Raw genomic sequence first — 22,355 nt, 5'->3', positions numbered from 1 at the left:
CTAGTCGGATCGGGGTGTGCGCGCGATGAAATCGCAGGTCAGCTTGACCAGTTCCGGACCAACGTCTTCTTGCAAGAAATGCCCCGCATTCGGCAAGATAACATGAGGCTGCCCTGCGGCCCCCGGGCACAGTTTCTGGAACACCGCATCAATCCCCGCCATGACCAGATCATCGGCCCCGAAAGCAGTGAGGACAGGTGTCTGAAGCCCTCGGATCACCTCCCAAGCCTGCCGGTTCGGACCCGAGGACGGATCATCAGGCGCCGCTGGCACCAGCATGGGAAACTGCCGCGCCCCGGCCTTGTAACTTTCATCTGGAAAAGGCGCGTCATAGGCCGCGATAACGTCTTCGGACAGGGGCGATACAGTTCCGCCTTTCAGAATTCCACCGGCCGGAAATACCGGAACCTCCTGGCTGAACCTGCGCCAGTTCTCAAACGCTGCGCCCATTGGCTGATCGCCAGTCGGCAACGCCGTGTTGGCAATCACTATGCGCGCGAATCTCTGCGGCATCTCTGCCCATAACCGCAGCCCGATCAGCCCGCCCCAGTCCTGGCAAACCAGAGTGATGTTGCGCAGGTCCAACCTGCGCAACCACTCACCCATCCAAGCCACGTGGCGTTCATAAGTGTAGTCGCTTCGTTCAGTTGGTTTGTCGGATCGCCCGAACCCAATCAGGTCTGGCGCAACCGCGCGATGACCCTGCGCGACGAATCCCGCAATCATGTGACGGTAAAGGTAGGACCAGCTTGGCTCGCCATGCATCATTAGTACCGGATCGGCCTCGGCTGGCCCTTCGTCCACATAATGCATCCGCAACTGGCCGCCTTCGGTGTCATCCACCTGCGCGTAATTCGGTGCAAACGGGTATTCTGAGAGCCCGTCAAACCGGGTGTCTGGAGTACGTAGAAACTTCATTCTCTTCCCTTTCGGAGCTTTCAATCTGAATGCCCTACCACCAATGCGCGCATCCAACCCTTCCGAAACATTAGATTTCAAAAACCGCACCGCAAGATCAGGCTCTATGGGCGACCCATTCCGCATAAACTCCGCGGCCCTGGCAAACGACCAGATCACAGCAGGATTGAACACCTTTCTCAGGAAAACAAGCCACTCTCAGATCTTCGATTAGCGCCTTTAGATTTTTTTCAATCCGCACTCATTTTTTTGTCTGAAAGGTCTTGAACCCACCGATCAACAATCGTAGACAGCGCCTCACCGTTGGGGTGTAGCCAAGTGGTAAGGCAACTGTTTTTGGTACAGTGTACCGTAGGTTCGAATCCTACCACCCCAGCCACCTTTTCCAGATGCGAATTAACCATAAGCGTGCAAATTTCACTCGGTTCGTGCAAATCGACGTCAATAAGTTTGTCTACTCACTCTGTGTCGAATATCTACCACCATCTGTGCATTTCTATTGAAAGCGCCGAACGCTAGTTTTCCTCAGATAATTGCTGCTGGCTTTTTGTATCGAGCCTCGGGTGGTTGATGCAAAGGCCGCTTCTAGGGTTCGCTCCAGATTTGTTGGTTCCGGTCCCAGATCTTCTCGCCAATCAGGCAGTCATAGTCTGAGGGTGAGGTGTATTGCGCCTTCATAACCTCTCCTGTTGCTGGCGCTGACCCAATTTCCAGTACCAATTTTCGTCGTACGGCCTCCGCAAAGCCTTGCCAGTCAAGCACCGGGATTACGAACGAACCAAGTCCGCCCGTCACACAGTTCTCGTAGTAGACATCAAGATCGTCGAGGTGCCACTGACTCCCCATACCTTCACGGGTCATCAGCGGTAAGTTACTCAATACTAATGGTGTCTTAGCGATTTAACTTGCTCCGAGAGTAGTGCTATTGTTACCCATTCTATTCCACCAAAGGTTCAAACGTGACTTCGATACAGAACCCACCATTGGATGGAACGACGCGGGCGTTTCCCCCATGCAGCCGAGCAATAGTTCGTACCAATGCTAGCCCGAGGCCAGAGCCGCCGGCGGGTCGGGCTGGATCCACTCGGTGAAACCTACGGAAAACAGTCTCCGTTTCGTTGTTGGGAATCCCGGGTCCATCGTCTTGTATTTTGATGGAAACGCCCGAACTGTCTTGCCTTACCTCGACGACTACTTGAGATGCATCGGACGCGTGAGTCAAAGTGTTCTCGAATATGTTTGCGCTCATTTGAACAAGCAGATCTCGATCACCTCTAATAGTTGGACCAACCTTTGGCAGATTTAGTTCAATTGATGTCCCTGCATCTTCAAATAACGGGTGATAAGCCTCCACTACATCGCGCAATACTTGGTTTACATCCAATGGTGCCGCATTGCTTAAGGATTTTCGTGTTCCCAGCTCTGCAATGGAGAGCAACCCCCGGAACGTCCGAAGGATCCGGTCAATCTCGGATAATGCAGCCTCTAATGCCTCCTGTGACACCCCTTCCAACTGTTCAATGCGAACTCGAAGACGTTGCATGGGTGTCCTGAGATCGTGAGCGACTTGAACCGTGATCGTTTCCTGTGCTTCTAGAAGTGTCTCAACTTCCGTAAGTGTTCTGTTGACCTCTTCAGCTAACCGCCCAAGGTCATCGCGTACTATTTTCTCGGGAAGAGGAACACGTGCTTCCAGCGTGCCTTGCGCGGCCTCGTCGAGAGCCTTGGATATCGCATTGACTTTGTCTCCTGTCAGTCGCCCAACTCTGACGCCAACAAGTATCACCAAAATTCCAATGCCAAGCGAAATGACCAGAGCTTCTAGGATTTCTGAAACGACGTGATCACTTGTCCCTTGAATCAGAGTGAAACTTCCGATCTGGTCAGATCGCATCCAATATCCAGAGACTTCCTCGTGGGCATGGTCTGATACGCTAAGTCCCACCACAGGAAGATACTTCGGAGGCGGTATCGGAACGCTAGCTACATTTCCCGCAATTGCCTTTCCTTCGGAGTCCAGAAGCAGGTAGATCCGATCTCCTTCGAAAGCTAACTGGCCGGCTGTGTTTACGGAATTTACGAGTTCGCCCACTTTTTTTTGAATTGGCAAGTGGCTCGAGCGTGCGCGCGTCGGCGCGCATTCTATCGTCCACCCAATCCTTAATCTCGAACCTGGCCAGGGCATAGGCACCCAAAAATATTAAGACGGACAGCAAGCCATACAGTATTGCGAATTGCACCGAAAGCCGCAGCGAAGTTGCGCGAACGAGCACTTTATTCATGGAGAGAATAGCCTGATCCGCGAACGGTATGGATCAAAGGTTCGCCAAACGGCTTATCGACCTTTGTCCTTAGACGACTCATGTGACTTTCAACAAGGTTGGTGCCCGGCTCGAAGTGAAAATCCCACACATTCTCTAGAAGCATTGTGCGAGTTACCACCCGTCCAGCGTTACGAGCAAGATGGCACAACAAACGATACTCGCGAGGTTGTAAGACGATAGGACGCCCCCGACGTGTCACTTTTTGAGACATCAGGTCAATTTTCAGATCGCCAACTGTAATTTCGGTTTGATCTTCTTGCGGTGCGGGTCTGCGCAAAAGAGCGTCAAGGCGCGCAGAAAGTTCCTCAAATGCAAATGGTTTGACTAGATAGTCGTCGGCACCGCTTCGCAAGCCCTTTACCCTGTCGTCGACTTTTCCCAAAGCGCTAAGAAGTAGCACTGGTGTTTGGACGCCCGCGGCCCGCGCGGCGGCAAGAATAGACAAGCCATCTCGGTTAGGCAGCATTCTATCTAAGACCATTGCATCGAAATCGCCGTCGAGAGCTGTCAGCAATCCAGCACGACCATCGGTTTCTAGAGTGACAGCATGTCCCTCTTCCTTAAACCCAGAAACCACGTAGTTGGCAGTCTCCGGGTCGTCTTCAATCACCAAAATACGCATGTGACTCCTGTATCGCGCCTTCCTCAGGATTGCACGTTACCAAATCACAACCTTTCGGTCATCTGTCGGCGACCCCTCATGTGCTTGAAGTCAAGCAGCGCACAGAGCGCCTTGTCGATATTGGTTCCGCCTTCCGAGAAATCAAATCCGAACTGAGAGCGGAATCCCGTCAGGCACGATGCAATATCGCTGTCACCACACAAAAGCTTGGAGATGCTCGGTCATTGAAAATTCTAGTAATCAGCCTCAAAAACAATTGCTCGAGGCGCAATTTTCAACAGCGGCAAGCAGCCAAGCTGGGCTTGGACATTGAGTTTGTCGACGCAGTTTCAGCTGATGAACTGTCGCCCCAAAAAATCCAAAGCTACGCCAATCAATGGACACGTCCCATACGAGGGCAGGATGTGGCATGCACGCTCTCACATTGGAAGGTTTGGGAGATGGTCGCGGCCCAAAAGGAAAAAGTCTGTGTCCTGGAAGACGATGTCGTGCTTTCAGAAAACATCCGTTCAGTCCTTGAGCACATTGATGCCCTCGAAAATAGCTGGGATTATATTTACGACCTCGAATACGCCCTGCGCCAACATACGCTTGGTAAACGGCCAGTATGGTGGGATGACAAGCTAAAAATCTCCGCATCAATAATCTACAAAAACAAACGTGGTGCTGCTGCCTACATTCTTGGGCCGCGGGCGGCACAGCGTTTGCGTGCGGAAGCGACGCAGTACTGGATGATGGAGGCATTTCTCTGGACCCGACGTTGGGCCACGTTGGTGCAGATTGAGCCCTGCCAAGTTGTTCAGCTTGACGTTTTTGATTCAAATGCTTCGTTCCCATCGAACGGCGGACCATCGATTGCCCGTGAAATCTTCCGAAATCAGTCATGGCTGGAAGCAAAGTTGGTGCGTCTTAAAGTATCCCTGAATGAGGCGATGCAAGCATTAAGCGGCGCGCTTTTTGGGGATCGCAGACCTTTGGACGTGAACCGCAGCGATTTCCAAATTCCAAAAAAGTTCATCCAGATGAACGAATGAAATGGGCTCTACTTCAGAAGAATTCGGAAGACCAACATAAGCACTTCGAACTGTGATACGAAGGCGTAATCGTTGCAATAGGCTAAGACCGCAATGCTCTCTTCGAAATAGACTGACATTACCGGATCGCAACCTACCTGCCACTTACCGGCAATTGCCAATGTGATTGTATTTGGCAACAGCAATATGTGTCGGCGGTGTGTCCATGAAGTTAACCCAACCAATCGAAAAGATCGACGTTGCAGCATCTTTCGGTGTTTCACCCGAGGTGAGCGTCGTGATCCCCGCGATGAACGAAGAAGATTGCATCGAGACCACACTGCGAGCTGTACATAGTCGAATACACGGGTTGGTACGCTCGTATGAACTGACCGTTGTCGATGATGGCAGTACGGATGAAACCGGAAATCTCGCAGAAGCCCTTTGCCGTGAGTTGCCGGTGACGGTTCTCAGATTGTCGCGCAACTTTGGCAAGGAACAGGCACTCATGGCCGGCCTGCGTCATGCTCGCGGGTCGGCAGTGATCCTGCTTGATGCCGATCTCCAAGAGCCATTGGATGCCCTGGTGCGCATGATCGATCTTTGGCGTAATGGTTGGGAAGTCGCATATGCAGTGCGCGTCCACCGAAAGGACGAAAGTAAAGCGAAACGGGTGTTAACACGCGCGTTCTATAAGATGCTCAACTTGGGTGCGGAAGTTTACATTAAGGCGGACGCACGGGATTTTCGAATAATGGATCGCAAAGTTGTCGACGCGTTGTTGGCGCTTCCGGAGCAAACCTTGTTTATGAAAGGCTTATTCGGCTGGGTTGGATTCAAATCCATCGCAGTGCCGGTGCAATTGGCCCCTCGTAACGGAGGAGCCAGTAAATTCAACCTGCGGCAACTTGGAAAACTGGCGATAACTGGACTGACGGCGTTCACCTCGTGGCCGCTGAGAGTGTGGACTGGTGTTGGCCTGGCCTCGCGCTACAGCGCTACCGGATTGATCGACAAACTTCTAAGTGCGTTCCAGAACGTGTCTGGCGTCTTTATCCGATCTGGTGCTGGCATGAGTACGTTCCTTGCTGTCTGGGCAGAACATAGCATTTGGAGCCGAGCAAGTTTATAGCGCCGCCCGCCATACCACTCGCAGAACGCGCCAGATGGCAAACTGCGCCACACCTCCAGCGAGCATCTTTGTGAAGTTCCGCGTGGCGCGATCACCAGGACCGGTTTAGTAGGTCGAATGTCTCGGCTATCATCGGGCTATCTTTGCGCCGTTCTAACGCCACGAAACACAGGCAAGCAAGAACTGATACAGAATTGCAGACGGCAAGCCCAAAGGATTGTTTTTGATGGAGTGCGATAGAATCGCGGCAGAGGCTCAGGCCAATGCCGGATCTTACCATCTCAAGCATCGAAGCTTCTTGATCCACCAATGCGACCACGTTCGGGCGACTGGCCTGACCTTTGAAAATCTTGGCCAGCAAGCGATGGTGTACAGAGGCTTCGGGAGTGCCAATCCATGGGAGGGCTGCAAGCGAAGACCAGTCGGACTCTTCCACCTGCTTCTGCCAACCAGCCGGCCCGATCACGCGATACGTGAAATCGGCCAGCTTTATGGCGTGCACCGGATCGGGTCCGTCCGACCCAATACTTGTAAGGTCATCGGGTCCACACAGGTAGAACCCGGCATCGACCCGACCCCGTCTGAGCCATGTCAGGATGTCCCCGCTGACCCCGTGTATCAGCTCGGTTTCTACATCAGGATGCTCTGATCGCAGATGCGCCAACAGACGTCCCAACCGGATGAACTCCGGATCGACGATCGTACCGATCGTCAGTTTTCCACTCAAACGACCGACACGCTGGCGCGCGCTGCGTTGGAAATCACTGACTGCATCGAGGACTTGTTCAGCCTTTGCTAAAACCGCGGCGCCGTCATGGGTGATCTGCAACCCAGTTGCAGTTCTGTTGAACAGCGTAAGTCCCGTCTCTTCACCAAGCCGCTTGATTTGATGGCTGATGGCTGGCTGGGTCAGGTTCAACACTTCGGCTGCGCGTGAAACGCTGCCTTCACGGGCAACCGTCACAAAGGCCAGGATGGTGTTAATATTCGAAAACCGGTCCATATAAAATTTACTAATATGGCATTGTGCGAATTGTCATTAGCTTTTTGCGTGCCGCTCCCGCATGAATCAATGAAACCAACGTTGTGTGGTCGCGGGTGAATCGCCCCCAACCTTCTGCGGTGAATTAAAAAGGCCGCGTACCAGAAAACAGGAATCCGTTTCCTTTCCGGTGCACAAATGGCGAAGCAACGACTGAATAGGTGGAAGACAAAAATGTCTGACGGCGCAAACAGGTTCGATTACATTGTGATTGGTGGCGGATCAGCCGGGTGCCTGATGGCCAACAGGCTGAGTGCTGACCCTAAGAACCGGGTTTTGCTGCTTGAGGCAGGCAAGCCGGATACCTATCCTTGGATACACATCCCGGTTGGCTATCTCTATTGCATAGGCAACCCGCGTGCCGACTGGATGTATAAGACCCAGCCAGCAAAAGGGTTGAACGGGCGCAGTCTTCTTTATCCTCGCGGGAAGACGCTCGGTGGGTGCTCCTCGATCAACGGGATGATCTATATGCGCGGCCAAGCCCGCGACTATGACAATTGGGCCAAGCTCACCGGCGAAGAGGCCTGGAGTTGGGAGCACTCGCTGGCCGATTTTAAGGCTCATGAGAACCATTACAAGCTGGACGATGACGCCGACCCACGCACCGGCGACAATAGCCGGTTTTCCGACCTGCATGGTCATGGCGGCGAATGGCGGGTCGAAAAACAGCGGTTGCGTTGGGATGTTCTGGACAGTTTTGCCGATGCGGCGGTCGAAAACGGCGTTCCCAAAACCGATGATTTCAACTCTGGCGACAATGCCGGGGTGGGCTATTTCGACGTCAACCAGCGCTCGGGCTGGCGCTGGAACACGTCCAAAGCGTTCCTGCGCCCCGCCAAGTCGCGCCCGAACCTGACGATTTGGACCGAAGCGCAGGTCGAGAAGCTGTCCTTTGAAAAAAGCGAAGATGGTCGGTTGCGTTGTACCGGTGCGGCTGTCCACTTCAAAGGACAGTCCATCGCGGTCGAGGCCTCAAAGGAGGTGGTTTTGTCGGCAGGTGCCGTGAACTCGCCGCAGATCCTGCAACTGTCGGGGATCGGTCCGGCGGCCCTTTTGAAAGAGCACGGAATAGATGTGGTGATGGATGCGCCCTATTTGGGCGAAAACCTACAGGATCACCTGCAAATACGCGCGGTATACAAGGTAAAAGGCGCCCAGACGCTGAACACATTGGCCAATTCTCTGGTAGGCAAAGCCAAGATCGGTTTGGAATACATTCTTAAGCGCTCTGGTCCGATGAGCATGTCGCCCAGCCAATTGGGTGCTTTCACCAGATCGGATCCAGAACGCCCGCACGCCAACCTCGAATATCACGTCCAACCGCTGAGCCTTGAAGCCTTTGGCGAAGACCTGCATGATTTCCCTGCCATTACTGTCAGCGTTTGCAACCTGAACCCGACCAGCCGCGGGCATGTGCGCATTGCGTCTTCGGATTTCCGTCACCCGCCTGAGATAACTCCCAATTATCTGGACACAGACGAAGATCGCAAAGTTGCCGCTCACAGCCTGCGGCAGGTGCGCGAAATCATGGCTCAGCCCGCGATGGAAGCTTACGAGCCGGAAGAATTCAAACCGGGCATCCAATATCGAACCGACGAGGAACTGGCTCGGTTGGCAGGCGACATTGCTAGCACGATCTTTCACCCTGTCGGCACGATCAAGATGGGTCGAGAGAGCGATGAAACTGCCGTTCTCGACCCGAATCTGCGCATGAAGGGCGTGGCTGGCCTGCGCGTGGTCGATGCTTCGGTCATGCCAGAGATCACAAGTGGCAACACCAATTCACCCACAATCATGATTGCAGAGAAAGCCGCAGGCTGGATGCTGGCAGGTCAATAAAACCTTTCGACATCCGAGAATAAGAATTTCTGGGAGGAACCATGCGCAATTCGTTGTCCAATCTTCCGCTGGCCGGCGTGAAAGTTGTCGACTTTGGTCAGTACATCGCCGGTCCCGCCGTTGCGATGTTGCTGGGCGATTTGGGTGCAACCGTGGTTCACATCGACCCACCTGACGGTCCGATGTGGGACAGTCCGGCAAACGCTGCGCTGAACCGAAACAAAGTGATCGTTAATCTGGACCTCAAAACACCAGAGGGATTGGACAGAGCCAAGACGCTCTGCGCCGAGGCCGATATCATCGTCGAGAACTTCCGCCCCCGGAAAATGGCCGCGCTTGGAATAGACTTCGCCGCAATGCGCGAAACAAGGCCCGAACTGATCACGATCTCAATCCCCGGTTTTGCATCGAACGACGAAGAACGGCGCGAACTTCGGGCCTATGAAAGCATCGTCGCGGCAAGTTCGGGCGTGTTCACCGACATGGGGCTGAATCGTGTTCTGATGGGGCTGAACCCGTCATTTTCTCCCCTGCCGCTTGCCTCGGCATACGCCTCGCAGATCGCAGCCTCAGCCGCGGTGTTGGCTCTGCAGTCCCGGCAGGTAACAGGCCTTGGTGACCAGATCGAAGTTCCGTTGGCCGCCGCCGTGATGGAGGGGCTCTGCTACAACTCGATCAAGGTCGAAAACATGCCCGAGCGCTATCTAACCCAGCGCGAGGTCGAGATCGAACGTCGGCGCATCGAAGGCCTGCCGATGAATGTTGCATATGAAGATCTGCAGGAACTGCTGGACCCGTTCTTCCGCAGCTACATGTGCAAGGACGGGCGCATGTTCTACGTCGTCTGCCCCAGCCACAAGAACCATGCCCGCCGGTGCTTGGAAGTGCTTGGCATTTACGACGAATTGGTCGCGGACGGGCTGACGTCGGAAGAAGACACATACAAACCTTGGTCGGAATGGTCGCAGGATACCTCACTTGGGGTCTATCCGATGCCCAAGTTCTGGGCCGATAAAATCGCGGCGCGTATGAAAGAGGTCTTCATGACCCGCACATCGCACGAGTGGAAAAAAATGTTCGGCCGTGGATTGATCCCCGGTGCGCCGCAGCGCTGGCTGCAGGAATGGATTCACGACGAATACGCCGAGACCTCGGGGCTGATGATCGACGTCCACGATCCGATTTATGGCGATATGACGCAACCCGGCCCAGTGGTTTGGATGGAGGAAAGTGGCGAAGAGGCATTGCAGCCCGAGCCCCGCCGATGGGTCGATTTCGACGAAGCGCTGAAACTATTGAGGAAACACAGCACCGAGATTCCAGCACCTTGTGAAGAAACAGCGAAAGAAGGGTGGTTGTCCGGCGTACGGGTACTGGACCTATGCAATGTGATCGCGGGTCCGCATTCGGCCAGTTACCTGGCGCGGTTCGGGGCCGAGGTGATCAAGCTCGACCCATCCATGCCAATGTATGACAGTTGGAACACCGTCATCTATGGCATGTCACAGATGCGCGGCAAACGCTCCATTCTGGCAGACATGACCTCGCAACACGGACGCCGGATTTTCGAGGACCTTGTGAAATCCGTGGATGTCATCGTTTGGAACGCACCAGACAATCAAATCAAGAAAATGGGTCTGGATACCGATAGCCTGCGCAAGCTCAACCCTGATGCGCTGTTCTGCAAACTCGATTGTTTCAGCGGTGTGCGTCGGGGCACGCGGACCGATTACATCGGTTACGACGATCTGGTTCAGGCGACGACGGGCATCATGTTGCGTTTTGGTGGCGCCATGGACCGGCCGGAGGAACACGCCCATGTAGGCACGATCGATGTCATGTGCGGATTTGGCGGCGCGCTTGGAGTGGCCGCAGCACTCTATCAGAAATACCGCTTCGGTCGGATTGGGCGCGGGCGCACCTCGCTCAATGCCAATAGCGGCCTTTTGCAAGTCCCCTTTGCTTTTGACTACAAAGGCCGTGGGCTGTTTGACGAGCCGTCGGGCCCCGAGGCAAACGGCTATGATGCTCTGACCCGCTTCTATAGCACCGCATCAGGTCGCTATGTGTTGCTCAGCGCCTACGAAGCCGATCTGCCTCGGTTCCGAAAAGTCGAAGGCTTGGAGGATCTGGCGGATCTGGCGGAAGAAGACCGCGCTGCGTATCTGGCGACCGCCTTCCAAGCCCTTCCTGCGTCGGATTGGGTGGAAAAGCTGCACGCGGCCGATATCGGCGTGGCAATCTGCGAAAACCTCGACGCGTTGCGTGCGCGGAATTCTCGCGAGGCAGATGGCACACCGGGCACCAAAAATGGCAGCTACTCCTTCTCGATTTACCCCGATCATCCGAGTGGGCATGAAGTGACACAGCTTGATCCCTACGCGGTGCGCCCAAGCCGTGCAAAAGTGTTTGCGGTCGAACCATCCGAGAAGTTCGGCACTTCAACCAGAACGATCCTCGGTGAACTCGGCTATGCTGATGAAGCCATTGAAGTGATGATCAAATCTGGCGATGTCGCCGAGTCCTGGAGTGAGGAATATTTGCCAAGCTAAGTGAATACCCAAGTCGCTTGTGACAGGGAGTAGGGGAAAATTTGCTTTTTCTACTGGCGGCCCTGAGCATATCTTTGTGACTGCAGCGGCCAAATACCACTTTGAACCTTTACTGACCGATGCTGCGAACTGACTGAATTGGTAGAGCGCCGACAATCGCGGACATTCGGCCAAGTTAATCGGATGAGTTCATGGTGCCAATGGCCGCTTTGATCCCGCACATCGGACCTGTTGGACCTTGGTGCTAACTGCAGCTAATGACCGCTTTCCGTCCAATCCCACGCAAGTCGTATGACAGGCGAGTTCCCTAACGTCCAAAAAGTCAAAAGCAGAAAAGTGAGGCACAATACTGGACACAAACCAATTTCCGAACACTTCCCATTGACCCCATTTCATTTATTTTGTTAATTTTCAATATGTTGACAAAAAATCCTACCACCCCAGCCATAATTTTCCTCTAAATCACGCACTGAATAGTTAGCCGCGGATTGCGACGAGTTTTCAGCAGCTTAGCTTTTGGCGTATTGAGCTGAAACCCGAACGTCACCGCAACAATGGTCGATTTGCCATACACTGCACGCGACTCGAGGCTTCCTGGTTGGTGATGGCGGGTGCTGCCTCTCATAAACCTGATCTCTAGACGCGTCAGGGAAAGGGGGAAGTCCGAACCTCAACCAAATTGTGCGGCAAAGTTAGGTCGGGGACGGTTTACCAACTCACACCAGTTTGCCGTGTTGGCAGAATCTTATGGCTGCGTCCAAAACGCTGCGCTGCGCCGGGTTTCTTGCTTTCGGAATTGGACTGCCCGCACCCGAAGTAAAAGGGGACATGAACGGCCTTCGGTTCGGGACGCCTGAACTGGTCAGATGGGGGATGACGTCGCAGGACAACGATCGGTTGTCGGCATTGATCACCTCTGGCTTGGAGGGCGCGGATATCGCCGCCGAGGTTGCAGAGTGGCGGCAGAGTTTTCAGAACTGCATTTTGTGCACTGACGGCACTTTGGGTGCCGTCCATGGCGCTTTCGTCACGCTTGCATGATTGCGCCCTTTGCATCGTATATGGGCGCGGGCCAGCCGTTATGGCCCGCGTTTTGGCATTTCACATTGTCAGATCTGGCTGGTTCCGAGTTATCTCATACTTTCGGGTTTGACCGGATCTGGTCACCTGCAAGATCAACTTCTGGGCATTTTCGAACCGTTCGAAATACGCAAACCGAATATTAGCCAGCGCTGTAATATCCTGGCACTGAATCAGGTAGTCGGCCAGAAAGTCGCTATGTTGATCTTGATCAGCAGACTCGTTGGTATTATCCTGCCCCAATCCCTCTCCCGTAAGGGTGACATTGGCCGACGCAGTAACGCATCCGGCCTCTTCCGGCAGCACAAACAGGCCCAGAGGTTTGGACAGGTCTGAGACCGCAACCGCCACCTGCGCGCGATCGTCATCGGTTTTGGCCGGGCCCTCAAAACCGATGATGTCTGCAGAAGGCACGTTGAGAGACAAAGTAAATGCCTGATCAGAAAAGGCGATATCCACATATCCTGTACCATGTTCATGGGCAGGGCCTTGCACCTGCGATAGAACAATCGCCGGTGTCAGCATCAAAGCAATGGCTGCACATTTCATAAACAAAGCACCATCCAACAAGGAATCACATGGTCCATTCTAATGTGATTAAAACCCCGTGCAATCGCGGCTTCGGTCCACCTACCCCGCTAATTATGGGGAAAGGGTGCGACATTTATTTCCGACAATAAGACTCAGGTTGACTTAACTTACCAATTCACTCAGTTTTTGACGCATGCGCGTCGCTGAGGCGGCGCTAGTGAGTTTTTTTGACAGGAAAGTGTCACCTCCATGACCAAATTTTTTGCCGCCACCAGCGCATTAACCCTTGGGATCGCAACTGCAGCGTTTGCGGACGCCCCCGCGAAGATCGACGTTCTGACCACCTACGCAAACATCGCCGAAGCCAAATACGACGACAGCCTGATCGCGGCAAAGTCGCTGCAGGCCGCCGTAAATGCGCTGATCGATGATCCGTCAGACGCCACACTCAACGCAGCACGCGCCGCTTGGGTTGCCGCACGTGTTCCTTACCAGCAGACTGAGGTTTACCGTTTCGGCAACACGATCGTTGACGAATGGGAAGGCAAGGTAAACGCATGGCCGCTGGACGAAGGGCTGATCGACTATGTGGACGCAGCCTATGGCGGTCCGACTGACGAAAACGAGTTCGCCGCGCTGAATGTCATCGCCAACCCCAGCTTTGAGTTGTCGGGCAAAACCATCGACGCCAGCGAAATCACGCCGGAATTGCTGGGCGAAACCCTGCACGAAGCCGACGGGATCGAGGCAAACGTTGCCACAGGCTACCACGCAATCGAATTCCTGCTGTGGGGCCAGGATCTGAACGGCCATGGCGCGGGCGCAGGCGACCGTCCGTATACCGATTACGTTCAGGGTGACGACTGCACCAACAGCAATTGCGACCGCCGCGCACAATACCTGAGCGCTGCAACTGACCTGCTGGTCAGCGATCTGGAATGGATGGCCGCGCAATGGGCCGAAGGTGGCGAAGCACGCGCAGCCCTGACTGCCGATGAAACCGCTGGCGTCAGCGCCATTCTGACCGGCATGGGTTCACTGTCTTACGGTGAGCAGGCGGGCGAACGCATGCGTCTTGGCCTGATGCTGAATGACCCCGAGGAAGAGCATGATTGCTTTTCGGACAACACCCATAACAGCCATTATTACGATGGTCAGGGTGTTCAGAACGTCTATCTGGGCAGCTACACCCGTATCGATGGCACCCCGGTCAGCGGCGCATCCTTGTCTGATCTGGTGATCGCCAGCGACCCAACTTTGGATGCCGAGATGAAGGTGAAACTGGCCAACACCATGCAGGCGCTGGGACGTCTGAAATCAACCGCGGAAGCAGGATTTGCCTATGACCAGATGCTGGAACGCGGCAACGAAGGCGGCGAAGTGCTGATCATGGGTGGTGTAAACGGGCTGGTCGATCAGACCAAGACGATCGAGCGCATTGTGACTGCTCTGGAACTTGACCAAATCGCGTTCGAAGGTTCGGACAGCCTGGACAACCCAGACGCGGTCTTCCAGTAAAACACAAGGTTCGCGCTAAACGGAGGCGGCAGTTTCACGCCGCCTCCAAATCTTGTGAGGAACCTTTGATCTGTTGCCTCTGGACGTTTCTAAATTAACTTACTAATACAGTAGGAAATACAACTCAGAGCCCTGATTGCTATGATCGTATGCCACTGCACAAACATCTCGGATCACGATATCCGCGCAGCCATCGATTGGATGCGCACGTCTGATCCTTACGCCGTCATTACCCCTGGTAAAATCTACCATGCCCTTGGAAAATCAGCAGATTGTGGCGGGTGCATGCCGCTTTTCCTAGACTCGATGCGTTCCAGCGACAAGTTGGAGGTCCCGATGCAGCTTCGCGCACTTCGCAGCGAGGTAACACAGGAGAATGCAGATGAAGGGCGACCCCAAGGTCATAGAATATCCAAACAAATCACTGCGGCATGAACTAACGGCAGTCAGCCAATATTGGCTACACTACCGCCTGCAGGAGGATTGGGGCCTTGTTCACATGGCCAAGAAAAGTCGTGAAGAGTCCATCGAAGAAATGGAGCACGCGGACAAGCTGATCGAGCGAATCATTTTCTTGGGCGGTCACCCGAATTTGCAACAACTTGACCCGTTGCGCATCGGCCAGACTCCCAAAGAGACACTGGAATGCGATCTGGCGGCAGAGATCGATGCCCGGGCCTTGTACAAGGAAGCGCGCGAATACTGTCAGAGCGCTGGAGACTACGTCACTATGTCTCTGTTTGAAGGATTGCTGGCGGATGAGGAAGGGCATATCGATTTCCTCGAAACACAGCTGGACCTGTACGAAAGGATTGGCGAAGCCAATTATGCGCAACTCAACGCATCGAAAATGGACGAAGACGCGTAAGCTTTCGCTGGTGACGGCGGCCGCCCTTGCGGCCACCCAATCCCTGTCAGCCGAGCTGCGAGATTTTCACCTGAACTACCTTCCCAGAACCGAAGACGAACAAGCGAGGATTGCGCGGGTAACCGCCGCACCTGACGATTTCAGCGCGCCGCAGCGCTTTGAAGAGTTGGCCGGTGGTGCCGCAACTGTCCGCGTGCGCACCGACGCAGATGCGTTTTCGCAGCCCTCGGGCAACCTGAGTTTCGAGCAGGAGCTGGACTTCAAAGTCGGCAACGGGCTGTTCAAGAAAATCTGGGTGTCATCTCCGTCATCCACACTGGCCTCGGATGGGTTGGGGCCGCTGTACAACGCACGATCCTGTCAACGCTGTCACATCAAAGACGGGCGCGGGCATACGCCCAACGGGTCAGATGACAACGCGATTTCGATGTTCCTGCGCGTGTCCATCCCTGGTACATCCGAAGACGGGTACGCCGAGATCGAAGACTACATCGCCACCCTGCCCGAACCGAATTACGGCGGGCAGATGCAGGATCTGGCCCTTCCCGGCCACCCGGCAGAATACAGGCTGGATATTACCTACGAGGACGTTCCCGTCACGTTGGCTGATGGGGAAACCGTCACCTTGCGCCGCCCGACCTACGAGGCCGCCGATCTGGGTTATGGCCCGCTGCACCCCGACGCCATGATAAGCCCGCGCGTAGCCCCGCAGATGATCGGCCTGGGTCTGCTCGAAGCGATCCCGGTTGAGGACTTGTTGGCAAACGCAGACCCCGAAGATGAAGATGGCGACGGGATTTCCGGCCGCCCCAATATCGTATGGGCGATTGAGTACGGCGCGCCGATGATGGGCCGGTTTGGCCACAAGGCAGGTATGCCCACGATCATGGAGCAATCCGCTGCGGCCTTTGCCGGGGATATCGGCATCTCCAGCCCGCTCTACCCGGCTCCGCAGGGTGACTGCACCACTTCGCAGGTCGATTGCGTGAACGCGCCGCATGGTGATGGCGACGACCGGACCTTCGAAATTGATCAGATCGGCATGGATCTGGTCGCCTTCTACAGCCGGAATCTGGGTGTTCAGGCCCGGCGAAATATGAACGATGCTGACGTGTTGCGCGGCAAGCAGGTGTTCCACGACACCGGGTGTGCATCGTGCCACACGCCCTCGTTCGTGACGCATCGTATGGAAGACCGTCCCGAGCATAGCTTTCAGCTGATCTGGCCTTATTCGGACCTGCTGCTGCACGACATGGGCGAAGGTTTGGCCGATAATCGGCCCGAGGCGCGCGCCACGGGTCGCGAATGGCGTACGCCACCGCTTTGGGGGATCGGCATGACCCAGCAGGTGTCAGGACATACGCAGTTTCTGCATGACGGCCGCGCGCAGTCGTTACTTGAGGCGATCTTGTGGCACGGCGGTGAGGCGCAGGCAGCGCGTGACGCTGTCGTCGGGATGCCAAAACCCGACCGCGATGCCCTTATCCGTTTTCTAGAAAGCCTTTGACCCATGCGCGCCTTCGTACTTGCCCTTTCCCTGACGTTGCCGCTGGGCGTATTTGCCCAAGAGCGCGGCCCGATCCTGTCCGACACCATCGAGGCGCACATCCTACCCGGCTATGCCAGACTGACGGAGGCCACCGACGAATTGGCCGAGGCAGCGCAGACAGATTGCAACCCAACCTCGGTCGCGCTTCGCACTGCATACCACGCGGTGTTTGACGACTGGATTTTGGTCAGTCATCTGCGCTTTGGCCCATCTGAGGCAAAAGACCGCGCGTTTGCATTGGCGTTTTGGCCCGACACCAAGGGCTTTACGCCCAAAGCCCTGTCCGGCCTGATCGCTGCTGAAGATACAGCCATTCAATCCCAGGATGCCTTTGCGGAAACCTCCGTAGCCGGACGCGGTTTTTTCGCGCTGGAACTGATGCTCTACGATCCACGGTTCACCGATCTGGGCAGCGCCGAGTATCGCTGCGCGCTGATGCAGGCCATAACCGCAGATATTAACCGCAACGCGATGGCAATTGACGCGGATTGGGTAGGCTACGCGCCGGCATTGGCAAATCCGGGCGAAAACAGCCCATACCGGTCGGAAGACGAAGCCATGCAAGAGCTTTATAAAACCCTGATTACTGGTCTGGAATTCACGGCCGATACCCGCCTTGGCCGCCCGATGGGTACGTTCGACCGCCCCCGCCCAAAACGCGCCGAGGCGCGGCGTTCGGAACGTTCACTGCGCCATGTGCAGCTGTCTCTGACCGCCTTGCGTGACCTTGCCGCGCGCCTGTCGGCAGATCATCCGGACATCGCGGCAGATCTGGACGGCGCATTCGCTGCAGCCATCGACCGTGCGCAGTCACTGGACGATCCGGCATTTGTCGCTGTGGCAACCCCGCAGGGACGGTTCCGCCTTGAGGCGTTACAGCAATCCATCAACGATATCCGCGCCATTGCCTCGACCGAGCTTGGCCCGACGTTGGGCATCAATGCCGGTTTCAACTCGCTGGACGGGGACTGAACCATGACCAACCGTCGACGCTTCCTAGCCGGGCTGGCTGCCGCTAGCCTTGCACCCATGCATGGATGGTCTGCTGTCGGTGCGCCGGATTACCTGGCTGCGGCGCTGTTCCCGGATGGGACTTATCGGCTGGCCGGGATGGACGCGGGTGGCGACATCCTGTTTTCTCTGCCGTTGCCCGCGCGCGGGCACGCGGCGGCGGCGCATCCCCACCACGCGCAAGCGGTGGCTTTTGCACGCCGTCCGGGAACATTTGCAATCATCATCGACTGCGCGACCGGCACACAGACCGCTGTGTTAGAAGCCCCAAAAGGCCGCCATTTCTATGGGCATGGTGTGTTCTCAACCGATGGAACGCGGCTGTTCACCACCGAAAACGATTATGAGACCGGTCAGGGCGTGATTGGTGTCTGGAACACAGATGACTACACACGAATTGGCGAGTTCGCTTCGGGCGGTGTCGGTCCCCATGACATGCGTCTCATGCCAGATGGTCGCACATTGGTTGTGGCAAATGGCGGGATCGAAACCCACCCAGAAACAGGAAGAACCAAGCTCAACCTGCCTGTGATGCAACCGCGCCTGACCTATCTGGACCAAAATGGCGGGGTTCTTGAGCAGGTAGAACTGCCACAAAAGCTTCACAAAAACTCGATCCGCCATTTGTCCGTGCGACCTGACGGTTTGATCGGGTTCGCGATGCAATGGCAAGGCGATACATCGCAACATCCTCCCCTTTTGGGTTTGCATCGCCGTGGCGAAAAGCCCCTGCTACTCAGCGCGCCCGACGCTGACCAAAGCACGTTGCAGGGATATGCGGGCAGCATCGCCTTTTCCGGTGCAGGCGAAACAGTCGCTATCACCTGCCCCCGCGGCAATGCCGTGCACCGTTTTCGGGTCGCGGACGGACAGCTTGATGGCGTCTTCCTGCACGAGGATGTTTGCGGCCTTGGCGCCGCATCAAATGGGTTTGTGTTCACAACCGGGACTGGAGTCATCGGGCAATTGTCCACAAACAAGGCCCAAATATCCAACCGGGCTGATTGCCAATGGGACAACCATTTGATCCCAATTCGCACAGCTGCATGAATTCGGAAAATTCCGCCTCATAGATTACACTTGGAAGAATCATATAGCTGCCGTATTGGCGGGCGCGAAACTGGCACCCTGACTTAAAAGGACTGACTTGATTGAAACACACGCCCGACGCACCGCATTCCATCTACGGAGTTGAGAAATGGGGCAAAGGTCTCATTGAGGTGACGGAGCAGGGCGAAATCGGTCTGCGCAATCCGATGGCCCCCGAGGCCGAAGCGATCAGCTTACCGGGTATTCTCAGTGATCTAGATGAACGCGGCATCAAAGCGCCGATGATACTGCGCGTCAGTTCTTATCTGGAACACGAGATTGTCCACATTAACGAGAGCTTTCGCGATGCGATTGCACGCACCGGCTACAAGGGCAGCTATCGCGGTGTTTTCCCGATCAAGGTGAACCAGCAAGCGCAGGTGGTCGACCGGATTGTCGAGTTCGGCAAGAAATACAATTATGGGCTTGAGGCCGGGTCAAAGCCCGAACTGGTGGTGGCCTTGGCGCATCGTCTGGCCAGCGAGGCGCTGATTGTCTGCAACGGCGTCAAAGATGCCGAGTTCATTCAGTTGGCCATCCTCAGCCGCAAGATCGGGTTCAACACGGTCATTGTTCTGGAAAGCCCGAAAGAGGCTGACACAGTAATCCAAGTCTATAACGAACTGGGCATCGAACCCCTGATCGGTGTGCGGGTCAAACTGACCAACCAGATCAGCGGCAAGTGGGAAGAAAGCTCGGGTGATCGATCGGCCTTTGGCATGAATACAGATCAGCTGGTCGCTACGGTGGACAAGCTGAAGGCGGCGGGCTTGCTGCATTGCCTGAAGCTGCAGCACTCACACCTTGGCTCGCAGGTGCAGGACGTCAACGATGTACGTCGCGCGGTGGGCGAAGCCTGCCGCTATTACACTGAACTGATACGCGAAGGCGTGCCGCTTACCCATCTGGACCTCGGCGGCGGTATGGGCGTGGATTACACAGGTGAGAAGAAGGCTGCCGAGAACTCGATCAACTACACGGTCGAGGAATATTGCGCCAATGTTGTCGAAACCGTCGCCTATGCGATGGATGAGGCAGAAGTGAACCACCCTACGCTGGTCACTGAAAGCGGCCGCGCCGTGGTGGCAACATCGTCGATGCTGGTGTTTAACGTGCTGGAAAGCACGCTTTACGATGCGCCCAACGGCCCCGAGGTTGAAGCGGACGACCACCATCTGGTCTCAGACTTGGCTGCAATCAACGGCTATCTCAGCAGCGACCGACTGCAGGAATGCTGGAACGACGCGAATTTCTACCGCAACGAACTGCGCGCGCTGTTCCGCCGCGGCTATGTAGACCTGCGCCAGATGGCTCGGGCCGAACGGATCTATCTGTCGCTGATGGCCCGTCTCAAAGCGCTGGCCGCAAGCGATGATCTAGACACGGATGTGGATGATCAGCTTGAGAAAGTGGCCGATATTTATCACTGCAACTTCTCGCTGTTTCAGTCGCTGCCTGATGTCTGGGCCATTGACCAACTGCACCCTATCGTGCCGTTGCAGGGCCTGAACCAGACGCCAGATCGTCGCACGGTGCTGTCCGACATCACCTGCGACAGCGACGGCAAGATCGACCGGTTTATTCTGGCCGACGGCGTCTCGCCCAGCCTGCCGGTGCATTCCCTGCCCGAAGATCAGGAATACCTCATGGGCGTCTTCTTCGTCGGTGCCTATCAGGAAACGCTGGGCGATCTGCACAACCTGTTCGGCGACACCAACGTTGTCACCATCGACCTGCGCGCGGACGGTGGCTTTGACTTGCTGCACGAGCAAGAGGGCGACACGATCAGCCAGGTTCTGTCTTATGTCGAGTTTGACCCCAACGATTGTGTCGCCGCGTTCCGCAAAATGGTGGACGAGGCGATCTCGACCGGTACTCTGATGGCCAAGGACCGCAAAACCCTGATGAGCGCCTATCGCGACTCCATCAACGGCTACACCTATTACGAATAACTCCAGAGAGGAGATAACCCCCATGGGAACTTTGAGTGGCAAAACACTGGTTGTCGGCGCAGGCGGCGTATCGCACGCGGCCGTGCACAAGATGGCAATGAATTCGGATATCTTCACCGAAATCACTTTGGCCAGCCGCACGAAATCAAAATGCGACGCCATCGCGAAGGCAGTGAAAGATCGCGTGGGCGTTGATATCGCCACGGCGGAGCTGGACGCCTATAAGGTCGAAGATACCGTCAAGCTGATCAAGGAAACCGGGGCCGAACTGCTGGTGAACCTTGCCCTGCCCTATCAGGATCTGGTGCTGATGGATGCCTGTCTTGAGGCGGGCATTCATTATCTCGACACTGCGAACTATGAACCCGAAGACGTGGCCAAGTTCGAATACCACTGGCAATGGGCCTATCAGGACCGGTTCAAAGAGGCTGGCCTGACCGCCATCCTCGGCTCGGGCTTCGATCCGGGCGTGACCAGCGTGTTCGCCAAATGGCTGAAGAAACACAAGCTGGACACCATTCGTCAGATCGACGTCCTGGATGCCAACGGCGGCTCGAACGATCAGGAATTTGCCACCAACTTCAACCCGGAAATCAACCTGCGCGAAGTGCTGGCCGAAGTGCGCCACTGGGAAAACGGCGCGTGGCATACCAGCCCGGCGATGACCACAAAGGTCGAATACGACTTCCCCGCCATCGGCCAGAAAAACATGTACCAGATGTACCACGAGGAATTGGAGTCGCTTACAACTCACTTCCCCGAGATTGAGCGTGCCCGCTTCTGGATGACCTTCGGCGACGCCTACATCATGCACGCCAAGGTTCTGGAAAATGTCGGCATGACCCGTATCGACCCGGTGATGCATGACGGCAAGGAAATCATCCCGATCCAGTTCCTGAAAACCCTGCTGCCCGATCCCGGTGATCTGGGTGCCGAAACCAAGGGCAAAGCCTGCATCGGCGACATCGCCACGGGTCAGGCCAAGGACGGCTCGGGCGAGAAGACCTATTACATCTACAACATCTGCGATCACGAAGAATGCTATGCAGAAGTCGGCAGCCAAGCTGTCAGCTACACTACCGGCGTCCCCGCCATGATCGGTGCGGCGCAGGTGCTGAAAGGCAACTGGTCCGAGCCCGGCGTGTGGAACATGGAACAGCTGGATCCGGACAACTTCATGGATATGCTGAACGAACACGGCTTGCCGTGGCAGGTCCACGAGCTCGACGGTCCGGTCGAGTTCTAACTTCATCTATTCTAAAATACTCCGAGGGTCCGGGGACAGAGCCCCCGGACCCTCCACAATTCGGAG

General features: G+C 55.6%; 19 protein-coding genes and 1 tRNA gene. 14 read left to right on the top strand and 6 right to left on the bottom strand.

Going from position 1 to position 22,355, the window contains the following annotated elements:
- A complete protein-coding gene (locus DK510_RS12735) occupies positions 1-918 on the bottom strand; it encodes a haloalkane dehalogenase (protein ID WP_109312454.1) in 918 nt (305 codons plus the stop codon).
- 304 nt (positions 919-1,222) lie between these two features.
- Between DK510_RS12735 and DK510_RS12730 the strand changes: the two genes are divergently transcribed.
- A tRNA-Gln gene (locus DK510_RS12730) sits at positions 1,223-1,297 on the top strand.
- A gap of 206 nt (positions 1,298-1,503) precedes the next feature.
- Here DK510_RS12730 and DK510_RS12725 read toward each other — a convergent pair.
- The 3 genes from DK510_RS12725 to DK510_RS12715 all read right to left on the bottom strand — a co-directional run bounded on the left by DK510_RS12725 (position 1,504) and on the right by DK510_RS12715 (position 3,864).
- A complete protein-coding gene (locus tag DK510_RS12725) occupies positions 1,504-1,797 on the bottom strand; it encodes a DUF1194 domain-containing protein (RefSeq protein ID WP_234999062.1) in 294 nt (97 codons plus the stop codon).
- A gap of 58 nt (positions 1,798-1,855) precedes the next feature.
- Positions 1,856-2,812, bottom strand: coding sequence for a HAMP domain-containing sensor histidine kinase (locus DK510_RS12720; RefSeq protein ID WP_160116516.1), 957 nt, complete (start codon positions 2,810-2,812; stop codon positions 1,856-1,858).
- Between the two features lie 380 nt (positions 2,813-3,192).
- Positions 3,193-3,864 (bottom strand): response regulator transcription factor, encoded by a 672-nt coding sequence (locus DK510_RS12715; protein ID WP_109312410.1) that lies wholly within the window; start codon positions 3,862-3,864, stop codon positions 3,193-3,195.
- A gap of 80 nt (positions 3,865-3,944) precedes the next feature.
- Between DK510_RS12715 and DK510_RS12710 the strand changes: the two genes are divergently transcribed.
- Both DK510_RS12710 and DK510_RS12705 read left to right on the top strand, forming a co-directional pair.
- Positions 3,945-4,898, top strand: a complete 954-nt coding sequence (locus DK510_RS12710) for a glycosyltransferase family 25 protein (RefSeq protein WP_160116515.1) — start codon at positions 3,945-3,947, stop codon at positions 4,896-4,898.
- A 172-nt stretch (positions 4,899-5,070) separates the two neighbouring features.
- Positions 5,071-6,009, top strand: coding sequence for a glycosyltransferase family 2 protein (locus tag DK510_RS12705; protein ID WP_200833238.1), 939 nt, complete (start codon positions 5,071-5,073; stop codon positions 6,007-6,009).
- A gap of 91 nt (positions 6,010-6,100) precedes the next feature.
- Here the strand turns inward: DK510_RS12705 and DK510_RS12700 are convergent, their stop codons facing one another.
- On the bottom strand, positions 6,101-7,012 hold the full coding sequence (locus DK510_RS12700; protein WP_109312407.1) for a LysR family transcriptional regulator: 912 nt from the start codon (positions 7,010-7,012) through the stop codon (positions 6,101-6,103).
- Positions 7,013-7,225: 213 nt separating this feature from the next.
- On the opposite strand from DK510_RS12700, the gene DK510_RS12695 reads away from it, so the two are divergent.
- From DK510_RS12695 to DK510_RS23330, 3 genes are all read left to right on the top strand, one after another.
- The gene (locus tag DK510_RS12695; protein ID WP_109312406.1) at positions 7,226-8,893 is read left to right on the top strand and encodes a GMC family oxidoreductase; all 1,668 of its coding nucleotides are present in this window, start codon (positions 7,226-7,228) and stop codon (positions 8,891-8,893) included.
- A 41-nt stretch (positions 8,894-8,934) separates the two neighbouring features.
- Positions 8,935-11,445 carry a CoA transferase gene (locus DK510_RS12690; RefSeq protein WP_109312405.1) on the top strand — a complete coding sequence of 837 codons (2,511 nt, stop codon included), beginning with the start codon at positions 8,935-8,937 and terminating at the stop codon, positions 11,443-11,445.
- 747 nt (positions 11,446-12,192) lie between these two features.
- Positions 12,193-12,486 (top strand): hypothetical protein, encoded by a 294-nt coding sequence (locus tag DK510_RS23330; RefSeq protein ID WP_370246294.1) that lies wholly within the window; start codon positions 12,193-12,195, stop codon positions 12,484-12,486.
- Positions 12,487-12,546: 60 nt separating this feature from the next.
- Here the strand turns inward: DK510_RS23330 and DK510_RS12680 are convergent, their stop codons facing one another.
- Positions 12,547-13,074 carry a DUF2796 domain-containing protein gene (locus DK510_RS12680; protein WP_160116514.1) on the bottom strand — a complete coding sequence of 176 codons (528 nt, stop codon included), beginning with the start codon at positions 13,072-13,074 and terminating at the stop codon, positions 12,547-12,549.
- Between the two features lie 231 nt (positions 13,075-13,305).
- Here DK510_RS12680 and DK510_RS12675 point away from each other — a divergent pair, with 231 nt between their 5' ends.
- The 8 genes from DK510_RS12675 to DK510_RS12640 all read left to right on the top strand — a co-directional run bounded on the left by DK510_RS12675 (position 13,306) and on the right by DK510_RS12640 (position 22,289).
- Positions 13,306-14,574: an imelysin family protein gene (locus tag DK510_RS12675; protein WP_109312403.1), complete on the top strand. Its 1,269-nt coding sequence runs from the start codon at positions 13,306-13,308 to the stop codon at positions 14,572-14,574.
- Between the two features lie 141 nt (positions 14,575-14,715).
- Positions 14,716-15,009, top strand: coding sequence for a bacterioferritin-associated ferredoxin (locus DK510_RS12670; RefSeq protein ID WP_109312402.1), 294 nt, complete (start codon positions 14,716-14,718; stop codon positions 15,007-15,009).
- Positions 14,957-15,442 (top strand): bacterioferritin, encoded by a 486-nt coding sequence (bfr, locus tag DK510_RS12665; RefSeq protein ID WP_109312401.1) that lies wholly within the window; start codon positions 14,957-14,959, stop codon positions 15,440-15,442. Before DK510_RS12670 ends, bfr begins: the two co-directional genes overlap by 53 nt.
- Positions 15,402-16,949 carry a di-heme oxidoredictase family protein gene (locus DK510_RS12660; protein ID WP_109312400.1) on the top strand — a complete coding sequence of 516 codons (1,548 nt, stop codon included), beginning with the start codon at positions 15,402-15,404 and terminating at the stop codon, positions 16,947-16,949. The genes bfr and DK510_RS12660 overlap by 41 nt, the downstream gene beginning before the upstream one ends.
- Positions 16,950-16,952: 3 nt before the next feature.
- Entirely contained in the window at positions 16,953-17,963 is a 1,011-nt protein-coding gene (locus tag DK510_RS12655; protein ID WP_109312399.1) for an imelysin family protein, read from the top strand.
- A 3-nt stretch (positions 17,964-17,966) separates the two neighbouring features.
- Positions 17,967-19,052, top strand: a complete 1,086-nt coding sequence (locus DK510_RS12650) for a DUF1513 domain-containing protein (protein WP_109312398.1) — start codon at positions 17,967-17,969, stop codon at positions 19,050-19,052.
- Positions 19,053-19,153: 101 nt separating this feature from the next.
- On the top strand, positions 19,154-21,043 hold the full coding sequence (speA, locus tag DK510_RS12645) for a biosynthetic arginine decarboxylase (protein ID WP_109312397.1): 1,890 nt from the start codon (positions 19,154-19,156) through the stop codon (positions 21,041-21,043).
- 22 nt (positions 21,044-21,065) lie between these two features.
- On the top strand, positions 21,066-22,289 hold the full coding sequence (locus DK510_RS12640) for a saccharopine dehydrogenase family protein (protein WP_109312396.1): 1,224 nt from the start codon (positions 21,066-21,068) through the stop codon (positions 22,287-22,289).
- Positions 22,290-22,355: the final 66 nt, after the last annotated feature.

The organism is Ruegeria sp. AU67 (genome assembly GCF_900312795.1).
Lineage (GTDB): Bacteria > Pseudomonadota > Alphaproteobacteria > Rhodobacterales > Rhodobacteraceae > Ruegeria > Ruegeria atlantica.
The sequence above is the reverse complement of the archived record's forward strand: the minus strand, read 5'-3'. Positions and strand labels throughout refer to the sequence as shown.